Source organism: Kitasatospora sp. MAP12-44 (genome assembly GCF_029892095.1).
GTDB lineage: Bacteria > Actinomycetota > Actinomycetes > Streptomycetales > Streptomycetaceae > Kitasatospora.
Map to the genome: position 1 here is coordinate 6,958,780 of NZ_JARZAE010000004.1, position 12,583 is coordinate 6,971,362.

Here is a 12,583-nt window from a genome sequence, read left to right on the forward strand (position 1 = left end):
CTCGGCTCTCGGCTCTCAGGCATAGGCCGCCTCCACCGCCCAGGTGCCGCCCTCCACGGCCAGCAGCAGGGCCCGTCCGTCCGCGAGGGCGACCTGGAGCCGGGCCCGCCGGCGACTCGCCCCCGGCTCCCACCACCGCTCGACGGCGGGCCACGGCCCGGCCCACCCCGTGACGGCGAACGCCTGTCCATCCCACGCCAATCGGGCGGGTGGCGCCGAGACCTCGGCCCGTCCGGTCACCTGGACCGCCGCGCCGTCCGCCGCCAGCACCGCCACCGGCGTCGGTACCGGCAGCACGACCGCCGGCGCCGGGTGCCCGAACCGTCCAGGCCAGGGGGCGTCCCGATCGGCGGCGGCCGGTGGATGATCGCCCCAGGGCACCCGGACCAGGACCTCGCCCGGCCCGCGGCCGCCCCTCGGTTCGACCCGGCAGAGCCCGCCGTACCCCAGTAGCGCCTGCACCCGGGCGGCGGCCCGCTCCACCCGGTCCTCGGCCAGCGCCTGCCCCCAGAGCGCCAACTGCCGACCGTGGTCGGCCACCAGCTCGTCCGGCACCAGCCGCAGCGCGGTGAACCCGCCCGACTCCGGACCGAAGAACCCGCTGCCCTGCCAGGCCTGCAGCTGCCAACGCACCCGCTCGGCCAGGGCCGACGCGGGCAGCCGCCCCTCGTGCTGCCACAGTCGTGCCGCCGTCCGCCCGTCCGCGCAGCTGACCTCGACGCTCACCCGCCGACAGGCCAGCCCCGCGTCGGCGAGTGCGGTGTGCAGGCGCTCGGCGAGGGTGCGAGCTACGAAGACCAGCGGCTCGGCGAGGAGTTCGGGCGGGTCGAAGAGCTGCTCCACCGCCAGGTCGAGCCCCGGCGCCCTGGTGACGGGCGGACGGGCCTCCAGCCCCCGGGCCAGCCGGTGGGCGGCCAGGCCCGTCGGGCCGAACCGGTCGGCGACGGTGGCCGCCGGCAGCCGCGCGAAGTCGCCCAGCGTCGCGATCCCGAGCCGTACCAGCAGCCCGGCCAGCGGTTCGTCGTCGAGCACCTCGACGGGGTACGGCGCCAGGAAGTCGGCCGTCCGCCCGGCGGGGACCATCGCCCCGGCTCGTGCGGCGAGCACCCCCGCGAAGACCCCGTCCGCCACCCCCACCCGCGCCCCGGTCGGCCCGGCGCCGTCCTCGCCGAGCCCGGCGAGGGCGGACGCGATCGCCGAGACCAGCGCCTGCTCCCCGCCGAAGTACCGTGCGGGCCCCTTCACCTGGATCGCGCACAGCCCCGGCCGCAGCACCTCGACCCGCGGCGTGAACGCCTCGACCGCCGCCACCACCGGCTCGAACCGCCGGGTCTCGGCCTCCTGATCGCGCTCGCGCAGCCGCAGCTCGGGGCAGAGCCGGTGCGCGAGCCGCACCCGCTGCCCGCGCCGTACCCCCGCCTCCCGGGCCGCCGCCGAACAGGCCGACACCTGCCCGCCCTCGACCACGGCCAGCGGCCTTGCCGCCTCTGACCCGGCCGCCCCCGGCCCGGCCGCCCCCGGCCCGGCCGCCTCCGACCCGGCCGCCTCCGCCACCCCGCCGGTGGCGGCGATCGGCCAGTCGGGGTACCAGACCACCAGCACCCGCAGCGCGTCCACCTCGTCCTCGGCAGCTGTCATCTCACACCGCCGTCAACCCGACCCGCCCCATTGCGCTGCCCGCCGCGTCGTCCGCCGTGCTGCCCGCCGCGCTGTCCACCCACTCCCGCGACTCCTGCGCGGTCAGCGCCCGGACCACCCCGTGCTCGTCCGGCAGCCACAACCGCACCGCACGCCCCTGCGCCGCCGCCCCGCGCCCCTGCGCCAGCACCTCCGCCTGCCGCCCGGCCAGCAGTCCGTGGCCGGCTCCGAGACCGACCCACCGGCTGCTGCGCACACTCAGCCGCAACCCGGCCCCGGGCCACCCCCCGGCCACCAGCAGCACACACCCGCTGCGCCTCAGCACCGCACCGAGCCGGGCAGCCAGCTGCGGCGCGACCGACCCGGACGGGCGGAGCAGGATCACCTCGACCGCCCCCGCGAGTGCGGACACCACCTCCGGCCAGTGCTGCCCCGGGGCGTCCGCCAGCAGCAAGCGCTGCGGATCGATCCCGTACCCGTCGGCCGCGAGCAGCCCGAGCTCCGGGAGCCCCACCGCCGCACACCACCCGCCGCCACCCGCCGCCCCGGCCCCCAGCGCGAGCAGCAGCCCCACATCCCCCACCACCGACACCGCCGCCCCCCGGCGCACCCCACCCTCAGGCAGCACCCCCGCCAGCATCGCCCCGGATGCCGGCCCGCCCCCCAGAGGCGCCGACACCGGCACCGCCTGCGGGAGGAGCACGGGAGTGGTCACACCTCCAGCATCGAACATTCGTTCGCAAAGATACAAGTCGAATCCGCCCCGAATCCGCCGACGACTTGTGACCGTTCGCGATTGTTGGCGGATGTTCACGACGGCTGGCGAGGTCGCCGAGACGGACGGTAGCCACAGGTGCTGAATGACCCGCGCCTGTCGCCCTCAGTTGCACATCCAACTCACGACTGACGCCGCCCGCGCGGGATGCGCGGGCGGCGTCAGCGGGCTACCGCGCTTACGGTGCACCGGGCCGGTAGGCCGTCACGGTGCGGCGTGAAGTCCGCTGTGACGGGCCGCGCCGCTGCTGCGGGTTACGGAACGACGAGGTCGAACGGCAGGTCCGCCCACACGTTCTGCTTGCCGGTGCCGACGAGGATGGTGTCCGCACGGGACCCGCATGTCGGGTCCGGCCGCGGCACCACCTGGACGTTGTACTCGAAGCCGTAGAGCTGGAGGGTGGCGACGGGAACGAGCTTCGACACGTCCAGCGTCTTGTCCTCCAGCTCCACGCAGTACCGCCCGGTGGCGACCTTGGTGACCGCCGCGACGCCCTTGGACCGGTCGATGGTCCCGTCGGCGTTGACCACCGCAGCCGCCTGCGCGTACGGGGCCGTCGCCTTGGTCGGGGCCGGGGAAGCCGCCCCCGCCACCCCGGCGCACACCCCTCCGGTGACGAGGCTGACGGCGGCACCCGCCCAGACCACCGCGCGGATCTTCTTGTTCTCGAACATGCGAAGTCCTCTCCAACGTCCGTCGGCTCCAATGAACCCGACCAAGGAGGACCGTATGGGTACGCACCACATCATCGGCAGCTTCTGGCGGCAAACCCCTCGCAAGAGTGAGGTCGAAGCTCACCGGCACACACGTGAACTGCGTCTTCGCTGGTGGGCCGACTCGCACGTTCGCGATGGCCGGCGGTTGTTCGCGCAGTTGGCGAGTCCGAAAGCCAGCGACCACGTCGCAACATCGGATGTCCGATTGGTTTGCCGGAGGTGCGTCCTGGCCCTCCCTGGTGTCGACTCGGAGCAGAGATCAAAGAGTGCGGATCTGTGATCCGTGCCGAGCAGAGGAGCGCACTGTGTCGACGCCGACCAAGCCGAGCATCGTCTTCGCCCACGGACTATGGGCCGACGGCTCGTGCTTCAGCAAGCTGATCCCCACCCTTCAGCAGGAGGGGCACGAGGTGGTGTCCGCCCAGAACACCCTCGACAGCCTCGAAGGCGACGTCGACGCGGTCTCCCGCGCGCTGGCGCGGGTCAGCAGCCCGGCCATCCTCGTCGGCCACTCGTGGGGCGGATTCGTCATCAGCGCGGCCGGAACCGACGACCGCGTCGCCGGACTGGTCTACATCGCCGCTCTCGGCCCGGACGCCGGCGAGACGGCGCAGGACCTGATCGCCAAGTACGACGCCCCGCCGCTGTTCTCCCACCTTGAGGTCGAGGACGGGCGCATCTGGATCGCTCGGGACGGCATCTCGCACTTCTGCGGAGACTTGCCCGAGCCGGACCAGCAGCTCGTCTGGGCAACCCAGGGCGCGCCGCCCGCCGATCTGCTCGCCACCGCCAAGACCGACAACCCCGCCTGGAAGTCGAAGCCCAGCTGGTACATCGTGGGCAAGCAGGACCACGCGATCAATCCGGAGTTGGAGCGATTCATGGCCAAGCGCATGGGCTCCACCACCGTCGAGGCCGACACCAGCCACGTCCCGATGCTCTCCGACCCCAGCCTCGTGCTCGACATGATCCGTACCGCCGCGAAATCGGTGTAGGAAGGCCCAAGGGCCGTCCCAGCAGCACCTGGCGACACCGTCATACGTTGACGGGCCAGCGGCTGCTGGGTGCTTGACCTGTGGACTTGTTGTCGGGCCGGAAGGGCCGGGAGACCCCGGTCGCCCGGACGGTGTGTCAGACGATGGCGAGCCGGTCCACCAGCAGCTCCACCCGTCGCTCGGCTTCCGCGGGCGGGAGTCGTCCCGCCCGGGTCAGGGTGGCCAGCCCGTGCAGGGCCGCCCAGAACACCTCGGTGAAAAGTCCCGGGTGGACGCCGTCCCCGGCGACCTCGCCGAGGCTTTCCAGCAGGGCGGCGAAGCCGTCCTTCAGCGGCTCCGGGGTGTCCTCGGCCGCGAAGGCCAGGCCGCCGTCGAGCTGGAACATGGCGTCGTAGACCGCCGGGTTGCGCTCGGCGAAGTCGAGGTAGGCCCGGGCGAGGGCGGTGACCCGGGTGCGAGGGCCGTCCGCGGCGGAGGTCGCGGCCCGCAGCGCCGCAGCCATCTCGGCGGCACCCTCCAGGGCGACGGCGCCGATGATCTCGCGCTTGCCGCGGAAGTGGCTGTAGAGGACGGGCTGGCTGTACTCGATGCGCTCGGCGAGCCGGCGGGTGGTGACCGCGTCCCAGCCCTGCCGCTCGGCGAGTTCGCGGGCCGTCGCCACGATGAGGCGCTCGCGGCTCGCCCGTTCGCGTTCCTTGCGTTCCTGTACCGACATGACCCGATCCTAGCACTGCTAGACAAGAGAGCGGCAGCAGTACTAGCGTTGCCTCATCACCTAGCAGCGCTAGATCCCAGGAGGGGTCATCATGCTCGACGCACTCAAGGTCGTCACCATCGTGGTCGTCGGAGTGATGGTGGGGGTGGAGTTCTCCGTCGCCTTCGTCATCAACCCGATCCTCAACGCACTCCCCGAGGACAGCGGCCAACTCGGCCGCGCCCACGGCGGCCGGATGCTCGGCGCCGCGATGCCGGTCTGGTACATCAGCTCGCTCGTCCTGAGCGCGGTCTGGGCCATCGCCGGATGGCACCGCCACGGCACCGGCCTCGTCGTCATCGCCGGCGCGCTGCTGATCCTCAGCGTGATCATGTCGCTCCTGCTGCTCGTCCCGATCAACAACCAGGGCAAGACGTGGACCCCCGAGAACCGGCCCGAGGACTGGAAGGAGCAGATGAACCGCTGGGACCGCTTCCACTACGCCCGCGTCGCCGTCATCATCGCCGCCTTCGCCCTGCTGGCCGCCGCCCTCACCTGAGCCCGCGGGTCGAGACCGCGCGGGGCGCACTCCCCGAGCCTGCGCCAGCGCCCGGTATCGTGGCTGCCTGACCGTCACACCTTCCCAGGGAAATGAAGTTCAGGGTGCTGCACATCCTGGAAGAACCATCCGAACTCTCCACTCGTGCACAGGAGTTCCTGCGCCGTGCGGGCCGACGTGAGAGTCCCTCCCGGTTCGGGTCGCCGATCGAGTTCTGGCGGGTGCGCGACCACGCGGGCAGGCTCGTTCCCGCTCCCATGGAGCTCATCCTCCGGTGCGAGGGTTTCGAGCAGAAGTTCGGCGGCCTCCGCTACTCGGTTCGGCGCAGCTGGGTCGTGAACGGGGAGCGGCACGAGACGTCCTGCGGATGGGAATACGACCACTTCGGCCTGAACACCCGGGCGTGGCCGGATCCCAGGCGAGGCGGGTGGTACTTCGCGTGGACCGGGGAGCGGGTGTCGAAGCCCTGCCGGGACTTGATCCACACCGACGGGAGCGTGGGCACCGACGTCGACGGCGGCAGCCCCTACCTCCCGACCGCCCCATCGATCCCGCACTTGATCGAATCCCATGCCCTCACCGACGCAGTCGCGACATGGAGGCCGTGGCCCATGGACAGTCAAGCTGCGTCAGACGCCGCAGCTGCCTCAACTGCCGCAGCTGTCGAACTCATCGACGGCCTCGTCGAAGTCCCTGAAGCCTCGTGGGGCTCCTCACGATGGCGGCTGTCGGAGACCGTCGCCGTCCTGGACTACGACACCTGGGATCGCGCGAACCCGCGCCGCCGTACGCGCTTGTGGTCCAGCAGCGAAGCCGGTCACCGCCAGATACGGACGGCCTTGGAGCACCTGCACAACGCGGCGGCTGGAGCAGGACGGAGATCTGGCTGAGGTCGTTGATGACGTCGATGAACGAGTCGAGGGTCGGCGTTCCCGGAGAGCGTCACTGTGATTGTCTGGCTTTCCAAGTCCGAGTCCAAGTCCGACTCCAGGGAGCCCGCCGTGTCCCGAACGCCGCAGCAGATCTTCGAGACTTACCTCTACGCCGGGGCCATGACCCGGAACGCCGATGCTCTTGCCGAGACCTTCGCCGCGGACGGTGTCTTCGAGGCGCCGCTCATGCCTGCCGGCGCTACCTTCCCCAGGAGGTTGGTGGGTCGCGACGCGATCCGTAGCGCGATGGCGGCGTACTACGAGTAACCGGTGAAGGACCACCGCTCGCCGAACCTTGAGAAGTCCGGATATGTGCTGCACACCACCGCTGATCCCGACGTGTTCATCGCCGAGATCGACACGATCTTCGACGGGGACGGAGACGGCGACGGAGACGGGGAGGACGTGGCTGTCTCGCTGGTGCAGATCTTCCGCATCCGGGACGGGAAGATCGCTCGACTGCGTGACTACTTCGCGCCCGAGCTGATGAGTTGAGGACGTCCGAGTAGCGCGGCATGGAGGGCCGGGGGACATGCCGCATTCGGAGTAATCGGGGGAGACCGTGCGTACGTCGCGTGAGACTGCCGGCCGGGCCACAACTCACCCTGCAAGCCAACCCGGAGGACCGCCCATGAACAGCGCCGTCGCCGACCTGATGCGCCGCAACCTCCTCGACGTCTTCAATGAACCGGACGCCGAGCGCCGCAACGCGGCCATCGCGCAGACCTACGCCCAGGACGTCGTGTGGCACGAACCCGACCGCGTCGTCCGAGGCCGAGAGGCGCTCGCCCAGCGCGCCACGGAGCTGCGTGCGCAGGCCCCGGACTGGGTCTTCCGGCCCGACGGTCCCGTCTCCGTCAACGACGATCTCGGCCACCTGGGCTTCCAGTTCGGCCCCGCCGGTCAACCGCCCGTCGCTACCGGAATGGACATCGCCCACTGCAAGGACGGCGTCATCGTGGAGCTCTACACCTTCGTCGGCGGGGGAGCCCAACCGTCCTAGCGCGACGGTCCGGGCGCTCCGCCGGTCGGAGCCGGCGGCCTCGTCTGTGCCAGGGCTCCCCTACATGGGGAGTGAGAGCAGGCGTACCGTGCCGGCGGGCCAGCTGGCCTCGGCATCGTGCAGTGGCGTCCACATGGTGTGGAGCGGCATGATCACGGGTCCCGCTGGCTGATCAACCTGGACGTCCTGCTCGAGCGCCCGCCAGCCGAGCCGCTGGTAGAGGGCCACGAGCGGGGGACGGCAGAACAGCAGCCCGTACGTCGGTCCCATCGTCCGTGCGTGGTCCAGGGCGCCCGCTACCACCAGCCGTGCCAGTCCGCGTCCTCGCTGGTCAGGCGCGACGGCCACGCCGCCCACGCCCACCACCGGGGTGTCGACCCCGCCGATCGACAGGGGGATCCTCAACAGGCCGGTGTGTGCCACGAGGCGTCCTGCCCGCCTGATGCCGAAGTGCTCTTCCTTGGGCAGCCACTTGAAGCCGAGATCGGCCACGCCGAAGGGGTCGGCGCCGTCGCCGAGGATCTGGCTCTGTTCGACCTTCGTGTAGTGCGTGAGCCGCTCCACGGTTGGCGATGAGGGCGAGACGTGGGGCGAGAGGTGATCGGTCATCCGGGCATCATCCCGTTCCCCTGCTGGGCGGGAGAAGTCGGGCCAGCCGACTTTTGCGGCGGCTGGCTGCGGATCGGGTCGAGCAACGGGTGACACCTGACCGATGACAGCTGACGGATAACGGCTGACGGCTGACGGTTAACAGATTCTGTCAGCCGCTCCGTCGTGGCCCGCCCGCCCGCCGGCCCCGCCCGGCGGCTACTGCTCCGGCAGGTCGCCGGTCATCGCCGCCGCGAGCCGCAGGTGCGGGCGGGCCTCGTCGTGGTGCCCCCGGCGCTGCAGGGTGCGGCCGAGCATCAGGCGGGCGTAGCTCTCCGCCGGGTCCTGCTCCAGGATGCGGTGCAGCTCCGCGGTTGCGCGGGTGAGCTGGGCCGAGTGGTAGTAGCTGCGGGCGAGCAGCAGTCGGACCGAGAGGTTGCCCGGCTCCTGGGCGACCAGTTCGCGCAGGATCAGGGCGGCGTCGGCGTAGGCCCTGGAGTCGAAGAACAGCTGAGCGCGCGCGTACTCCTCGGCGGGTGTGGTGGTGAAGGCGGTCACGTCGGTCGCTCCTCAGATGGTCGGGTCTGGTCCACAACAACAACGGGTGAAGATTCAACTATTCCCGCTGTACCTACTAGTATGTACACTCTGATCATGGCAACGCAGGAACGGCTCATCGAGAGCACCCAGGAGCTCCTCTGGGAGCGCGGCTACGTCGGCACCAGTCCCAAGGCGATCCAGCAGCGCGCCGGGGTGGGCCAGGGCAGCATGTACCACCACTTCAGCGGCAAGCCCGACCTCGCCACCACCGCGATGCGCCGCAGCGCCGAGCAGCTGCTCGGCCAGGCGCAGGCGCAGCTGTCCGCACCCGGCACCGCGTACGAGCGGATCGCCGGGTACCTGCTGCGCGAGCGCGACGTGCTGCGCGGATGCCGGGTCGGGCGGATGGCGCAGGATCCGGAGGTGATCGCCGACGAGGCGCTGCGGGCACCGGTGCGGGAGACGTTCGACCGGCTGGGCGAGCTGATCGCGGGGGTGATCGAGGAGGGGCGCCGGCGCGGTGAGCTGCTGCCCGGGCCGCCGGCGCAGGAGTTGGCCGCCGCAGTGGTGGCCGTGGTCCAGGGCGGTTACGTGCTCGCCCGGGCCGCGGGCTCCGAGGAGCCCTTCCGCCAGGCGATCCGCGGCGCGCTCGCGCTGCTGGCCACCCAGGTGAGCGGCACCGCCTGCGGCACCGACGGCAGCACCGACTGCAGCACCGACGGAGACGGCAAGAGCTGAAGACCAGGCGAGAGATCGAGAGATGGGGGCACGACCGTGCAGGCCATGCAGTACGAGATCACCCTCCCGGCCGACTACGACATGCGGATCATCCGTCAACGAGTGGCCGACAAGGGCCACTTGCTGGACGACTTTGCGGGGCTCGGCCTGAAGGCCTTCCTGATCCGCGAGCGCGGGGTGGCCGGCTCGCCGGTCAACCAGTACGCGCCGTTCTACCTCTGGCACTCGGCCGAGGGGATGAACTGCTTCCTCTGGGGTCCGGGCTTCCGGGCGCTCAGCAACGACTTCGGCCGCCCGGCCGTCCGCTCCTGGCTCGGCCTGGCGTTCCGCGACGGCCCGGCGCGTACGAGCGTGCCGCGTACGGCGATTCGGCGGGTCGAGTCCGTCCCGCCGGCGTGCGATCCGGCCGAGGCCATCGAACGGGCGCTCGCGGAGTTGCCGCACCGGCAACCGGGTGTGCACTCCACCGCGCTGGCCATCGACACCGAGCGCTGGGAACTGGTCACCTTCACCCTCTGGGTCGAGCAGCCGGACGGCGCTGACGGCGCTGACGGCGACCACTACCAGGTCCTGCACCTGAGCAGCCCCGAACTGGACAACCTGCCCCAGAGGCGGCACTGGTGATGAATCGACAAACCGAGCAACGGGAGACCCAGAGCATGACCCCGAGCATGACCCAGCGCGTGCTCGACCGCGAGGTCGGCTACCAGCTGCAGGACCAGCAGACCCAGGACGCGGCGCTGGCCGCGCTCCGGGTGGCAGCCGCCACGTTCGCGGGGCTGGACCGGTGAGCGGCGCCGTCCGCACGGTGCTCGGCGACCTGGACCCGGCCGAGCTGGGCGTCTGCGACGCGCACGACCACCTCTTCCTCCGCAGCCCGCAGCTGCCCGGCCAGGAGCTGGACGATCCGCGGGCCGCCGCGGCCGAGTTGGCGGAGTTCCACGCGGCCGGCGGCCGGGCGGTCGTCCAGTGGACCCCGTACGGGATGGCGCGCGGGGCCGACCACCTCGCGGAGCTCTCCCGCCGCAGCGGCATCCACCTGGTCGCCGCCACCGGGCTGCACCGGGCGGCGCACTACGACCGGCTGGTGCCCGCGGAGCTCTACGACGGGCTGGCCGAGCTCTTCACGGCGGAGCTGACGGCGGGCATCCGCGGCGACGGACCGCGGGCCGGGCTGATCAAGGTGGCCGGCGGATATCACGGCCTGGACGAGCACGCCCGGATCGTGATGGCGGCCGCCGCCGAGGCGCACCATGCGACCGGGGCGCCGATCGGGGTCCACCACGAGCTGGGCACCGGCGCGCTCGACGTCCTGGAACTGCTCTGCGGGCGGCTCGGCGTGCCGCCGCAGTCCGTCGTGCTGGGGCACCTCAACCGATTCCCGGACCCGAGGGTGCACCGCGAGCTCGCCGAGGCGGGGGCGTACCTGGCGTTCGACGGGCCGTCGACGGCCAACCACGCCACCGACTGGCGGCTGCTGGACGTGATGATCGCGCTCGTCGAGGCCGGCCACGGCGACCGCCTGCTGCTGGGCGGTGACACCACGACCGCCGCTGCCCGGCATGCGAGCGGCGGCGGTCCGGGGATGCCGTTCCTGCTGACCGGGCTGCGTCCGCGGATCATCCGCGAACTGGGCGCGGAGCAGGCTGAGTTGATCTTCCGCGGCAACCCCGCTCGGGCCTTCGCGGCGCACTGGGGGCCCAGCCGCTGACCAGGCGCGAGCGCCCGCTCAAGCCGCCCGCTCGGCAGCCGCCTGTTCACAGCCGCCCGCTCGGCAGCCGCCCGCTCACATATGCGTGCCGCCGTCGATCCGGATCTCCGTGCCGGTGATGAAGGCGCCGTCGTCGCTGGCCAGCATCGCGATGACGCCGGCCACCGTGTCCGGCCCGGCGAAGCCGTGGCCGAGGGCCGGCGCGAGCTTGGCGAGCAGGCTGAAGTCGGTGTCGGCGGGCAGGCCGGGGTTGTTGGTCATGCCGCTGTCGATGCTGCCGGGGGCGACGCAGACCGCGCGCAGACCCTGCTTGGAGTACTCCTGGGCGATCGCGTGGGTGAACGACTGGATGCCGCCCTTGGTCGCGGCATAGGCGGCCATGTAGGGGTGGGCGAAGGTCGCCGAGGTCGAGCTGAAGTTGACGATCACGCCGCTGCCGGTGGACAGCAGGGCGGGCAGCGCCTCGCGCACCATCAGGAAGGTGCCGGTCAGGTTGACCTTCAGCAGGGTGTTCCAGAACTCCAGGCTGGTCTGGTGGGTGTGCGAGGAGCGCAGGATGCCGGCCGCGTTGACCAGGACGTCCAGGCCGCCGAGGGTGTCCAGGGCGGCGGCCACGCCCGAGCGCACCGAGTCCTCGTCGGAGATGTCCAGGACGGCGGTGGTCAGCCGGTCGGCGGTGCCGTCGGCCGCGGCCCGCTCGGCGGTGGCCAGCAGGCCGGCCTCGTTGACGTCCACGGTGACGATCCGGCCGCCCTCGGCGAGGATCCGGTGGACGGTGGCCTGGCCGATGCCCGAGCCGCCGCCGGTGATGAGGACTCGACGACCGGTGAAGCGCTGCATGGTGGTGCTCCATTCAAAAGCTCAAAAAGGGGGACGGCTCCCGTGGACCCGCTCTGCCACCGTACGCTCGAATGGCACAACGTGCCACCATGGCGTTGTACGCCAGCATGGCTACATGCGCCAAGTAGGCATCGGGCGTAGCGTGGGACGCATGAGCGAACCCACCCGCCCCTCGCTGACCGAGCGCCGCCGTGCCGAGACCCAGCTGGAGATCGCCGCCGCGGCCGCCGAGCTCTTCGCCGAGCGCGGCGCGGAGGCGACCACCGCCGAGGAGATCGCGCGCCGCGCGGGCGTCGCGCTGCGCACCTTCTACCGCTACTTCCGCACCAAGGAGGAGGCCGTCGCCCCGCTGCTCGCGGCCGGTGGACGGCGCTGGGTGGAGCTGATCGTGAGCGGCCCGGCCGACCTGCCGGTGCCGCAGGTGCTGGAGCGCGCGGCGGTCGAGGCGCTGACGCCCGGCGACCCGCAGATGGCGCAGGGCCTGCAGGCCACCCGCCGGCTGCTGACCGACCCCGGGCTGCGGATCGTCTGGCAGGCCGTCCACCAGAACTCCGAGGACGAACTCGTGCCGGTGCTGGCCGCCCGCTGCGGCCCGGCCGCCGACCCGCTGGAGATCAGGCTCGCGGCGGCCGCTGCCACCGCCGCGATCCGGGTCGCCCTGGAGAGCTGGGCGGCCACCGAGGTGGACGTCACCGGACCCGGTTCGCCAGGCGAGCTGGCGGCGCGCTGCGTAAGGGAGTTGACCGCCGGCCTGCGGCTCTGGGACGACGCCCGCGGGCCCGCCGGGTCGGGGGAGGGCCGCCCGACCGACTAGGGTGACGCACCGGTAGGGAACCGCTGGGCAGGGTATACGC

The 12,583-nt window shown here is 71.9% G+C and carries 18 protein-coding genes; 11 read left to right on the forward strand and 7 right to left on the reverse strand.

The genetic code is table 11. From position 1 onward, the window contains the following. Window positions 1-15: 15 nt before the first annotated feature. From P3T34_RS31660 to P3T34_RS31670, 3 genes are all read right to left on the reverse strand, one after another. Window positions 16-1,638, reverse strand: a complete 1,623-nt coding sequence (locus P3T34_RS31660) for a DNA polymerase Y family protein (RefSeq protein WP_280669469.1) — start codon at window positions 1,636-1,638, stop codon at window positions 16-18. 1 nt (window position 1,639) lies between these two features. Further along, entirely contained in the window at window positions 1,640-2,353 is a 714-nt protein-coding gene (locus P3T34_RS31665) for a hypothetical protein (RefSeq protein ID WP_280669470.1), read from the reverse strand. A 314-nt stretch (window positions 2,354-2,667) separates the two neighbouring features. After that, entirely contained in the window at window positions 2,668-3,087 is a 420-nt protein-coding gene (locus P3T34_RS31670; protein ID WP_280669471.1) for a hypothetical protein, read from the reverse strand. 347 nt (window positions 3,088-3,434) lie between these two features. Here P3T34_RS31670 and P3T34_RS31675 point away from each other — a divergent pair, with 347 nt between their 5' ends. Next, on the forward strand, window positions 3,435-4,124 hold the full coding sequence (locus P3T34_RS31675) for an alpha/beta hydrolase (RefSeq protein ID WP_280669472.1): 690 nt from the start codon (window positions 3,435-3,437) through the stop codon (window positions 4,122-4,124). Window positions 4,125-4,260: 136 nt separating this feature from the next. Here P3T34_RS31675 and P3T34_RS31680 read toward each other — a convergent pair whose 3' ends face one another. Next, window positions 4,261-4,839, reverse strand: a complete 579-nt coding sequence (locus tag P3T34_RS31680) for a TetR/AcrR family transcriptional regulator (RefSeq protein WP_280669473.1) — start codon at window positions 4,837-4,839, stop codon at window positions 4,261-4,263. A 91-nt stretch (window positions 4,840-4,930) separates the two neighbouring features. Here P3T34_RS31680 and P3T34_RS31685 point away from each other — a divergent pair, with 91 nt between their 5' ends. The 5 genes from P3T34_RS31685 to P3T34_RS31705 all read left to right on the forward strand — a co-directional run bounded on the left by P3T34_RS31685 (window position 4,931) and on the right by P3T34_RS31705 (window position 7,312). Beyond that, window positions 4,931-5,377 (forward strand): DUF1772 domain-containing protein, encoded by a 447-nt coding sequence (locus tag P3T34_RS31685; RefSeq protein ID WP_280669474.1) that lies wholly within the window; start codon window positions 4,931-4,933, stop codon window positions 5,375-5,377. Between the two features lie 104 nt (window positions 5,378-5,481). Then, window positions 5,482-6,267 (forward strand): hypothetical protein, encoded by a 786-nt coding sequence (locus P3T34_RS31690; RefSeq protein WP_280669475.1) that lies wholly within the window; start codon window positions 5,482-5,484, stop codon window positions 6,265-6,267. 111 nt (window positions 6,268-6,378) lie between these two features. Beyond that, a complete protein-coding gene (locus P3T34_RS31695) occupies window positions 6,379-6,576 on the forward strand; it encodes a nuclear transport factor 2 family protein (protein WP_280669476.1) in 198 nt (65 codons plus the stop codon). A 3-nt stretch (window positions 6,577-6,579) separates the two neighbouring features. Then, window positions 6,580-6,804, forward strand: coding sequence for a hypothetical protein (locus tag P3T34_RS31700; protein ID WP_280669477.1), 225 nt, complete (start codon window positions 6,580-6,582; stop codon window positions 6,802-6,804). 136 nt (window positions 6,805-6,940) lie between these two features. Continuing rightward, window positions 6,941-7,312, forward strand: a complete 372-nt coding sequence (locus P3T34_RS31705; RefSeq protein WP_280669478.1) for a nuclear transport factor 2 family protein — start codon at window positions 6,941-6,943, stop codon at window positions 7,310-7,312. A gap of 60 nt (window positions 7,313-7,372) precedes the next feature. Here the strand turns inward: P3T34_RS31705 and P3T34_RS31710 are convergent, their stop codons facing one another. Beyond that, complete coding sequence (locus tag P3T34_RS31710) at window positions 7,373-7,921, reverse strand: GNAT family N-acetyltransferase (protein ID WP_280669479.1); 549 nt, start codon at window positions 7,919-7,921, stop codon at window positions 7,373-7,375. Between the two features lie 198 nt (window positions 7,922-8,119). Continuing rightward, on the reverse strand, window positions 8,120-8,458 hold the full coding sequence (locus P3T34_RS31715; RefSeq protein WP_280669480.1) for a tetratricopeptide repeat protein: 339 nt from the start codon (window positions 8,456-8,458) through the stop codon (window positions 8,120-8,122). A gap of 81 nt (window positions 8,459-8,539) precedes the next feature. Between P3T34_RS31715 and P3T34_RS31720 the strand changes: the two genes are divergently transcribed. From P3T34_RS31720 to P3T34_RS31735, 4 genes are read left to right on the forward strand one after another with little or no spacing between them, the layout of a single operon-like run. Further along, the gene (locus P3T34_RS31720) at window positions 8,540-9,178 is read left to right on the forward strand and encodes a TetR/AcrR family transcriptional regulator (RefSeq protein ID WP_280669481.1); all 639 of its coding nucleotides are present in this window, start codon (window positions 8,540-8,542) and stop codon (window positions 9,176-9,178) included. 36 nt (window positions 9,179-9,214) lie between these two features. Next, a complete protein-coding gene (locus tag P3T34_RS31725; RefSeq protein WP_280669482.1) occupies window positions 9,215-9,802 on the forward strand; it encodes a DUF4865 family protein in 588 nt (195 codons plus the stop codon). Window positions 9,803-9,837: 35 nt separating this feature from the next. Next, window positions 9,838-9,969, forward strand: coding sequence for a hypothetical protein (locus tag P3T34_RS31730; protein WP_280669483.1), 132 nt, complete (start codon window positions 9,838-9,840; stop codon window positions 9,967-9,969). Further along, window positions 9,966-10,889, forward strand: a complete 924-nt coding sequence (locus P3T34_RS31735) for a phosphotriesterase (protein WP_280669484.1) — start codon at window positions 9,966-9,968, stop codon at window positions 10,887-10,889. The genes P3T34_RS31730 and P3T34_RS31735 overlap by 4 nt, the downstream gene beginning before the upstream one ends. A gap of 75 nt (window positions 10,890-10,964) precedes the next feature. Here the strand turns inward: P3T34_RS31735 and P3T34_RS31740 are convergent, their stop codons facing one another. Beyond that, window positions 10,965-11,729 carry an SDR family NAD(P)-dependent oxidoreductase gene (locus P3T34_RS31740; protein ID WP_280669485.1) on the reverse strand — a complete coding sequence of 255 codons (765 nt, stop codon included), beginning with the start codon at window positions 11,727-11,729 and terminating at the stop codon, window positions 10,965-10,967. Window positions 11,730-11,880: 151 nt separating this feature from the next. Here P3T34_RS31740 and P3T34_RS31745 point away from each other — a divergent pair, with 151 nt between their 5' ends. Beyond that, on the forward strand, window positions 11,881-12,543 hold the full coding sequence (locus tag P3T34_RS31745; RefSeq protein WP_348534714.1) for a TetR family transcriptional regulator: 663 nt from the start codon (window positions 11,881-11,883) through the stop codon (window positions 12,541-12,543). The last annotated feature ends 40 nt before the right edge of the window (window positions 12,544-12,583 follow it).

Excerpts from the sequence above, each read along its gene's own strand:
- P3T34_RS31660 (WP_280669469.1), bottom strand. The coding sequence starts at position 1,638 with ATGACAGCTGCCGAGGACGAGGTGGACGCGCTGCGGGTGCTGGTGGTC.
- P3T34_RS31670 (WP_280669471.1), bottom strand. The coding sequence starts at position 3,087 with ATGTTCGAGAACAAGAAGATCCGCGCGGTGGTCTGGGCGGGTGCCGCC.
- P3T34_RS31680 (WP_280669473.1), bottom strand. The coding sequence starts at position 4,839 with ATGTCGGTACAGGAACGCAAGGAACGCGAACGGGCGAGCCGCGAGCGC.
- P3T34_RS31685 (WP_280669474.1), top strand. The coding sequence starts at position 4,931 with ATGCTCGACGCACTCAAGGTCGTCACCATCGTGGTCGTCGGAGTGATG.
- P3T34_RS31705 (WP_280669478.1), top strand. The coding sequence starts at position 6,941 with ATGAACAGCGCCGTCGCCGACCTGATGCGCCGCAACCTCCTCGACGTC.
- P3T34_RS31710 (WP_280669479.1), bottom strand. The coding sequence starts at position 7,921 with ATGACCGATCACCTCTCGCCCCACGTCTCGCCCTCATCGCCAACCGTG.
- P3T34_RS31720 (WP_280669481.1), top strand. The coding sequence starts at position 8,540 with ATGTACACTCTGATCATGGCAACGCAGGAACGGCTCATCGAGAGCACC.
- P3T34_RS31730 (WP_280669483.1), top strand. The coding sequence starts at position 9,838 with ATGACCCCGAGCATGACCCAGCGCGTGCTCGACCGCGAGGTCGGCTAC.
- P3T34_RS31740 (WP_280669485.1), bottom strand. The coding sequence starts at position 11,729 with ATGCAGCGCTTCACCGGTCGTCGAGTCCTCATCACCGGCGGCGGCTCG.
- P3T34_RS31745 (WP_348534714.1), top strand. The coding sequence starts at position 11,881 with ATGAGCGAACCCACCCGCCCCTCGCTGACCGAGCGCCGCCGTGCCGAG.